The 255-nt window shown below is 56.5% G+C and carries 1 protein-coding gene; it reads right to left on the reverse strand.

Annotated features, from left to right (window positions below):
- Positions 1 to 16: 16 nt before the first annotated feature.
- A partial coding sequence (locus QMX88_RS29400) for a transposase (RefSeq protein ID WP_282373749.1) occupies positions 17 to 255 on the reverse strand: 239 nt, incomplete at its 5' end.

Genomic DNA, 255 nt, shown 5'->3' on the forward strand with positions numbered 1-255 from the left:
TTGCCCAGCTCGCTGATCAGTTCGAATGATCTTTGGAGTCCGAAAGCAGGAGAGCACTGGCCTTTTTTAGGATTTCGATATCCCGATCCTTTTGCCTGAGCAAGGTTTTGAGTCGCTGTATTTCCTGCTGCTCGGCGGTAATTGCCTTGGCGCCGACGGGCGTTGCGCCTTGGCGCTCCGCACGCACTTGTTCGACCCAGCGACGCAGCGCGGTTCGGCCAATGCTGAGGTTGTCGCAGACTTCAGGGACTGATT

This window comes from Pseudomonas sp. PS02290, from assembly GCF_029960075.1.
In the GTDB taxonomy this organism is placed as follows: domain Bacteria; phylum Pseudomonadota; class Gammaproteobacteria; order Pseudomonadales; family Pseudomonadaceae; genus Aquipseudomonas.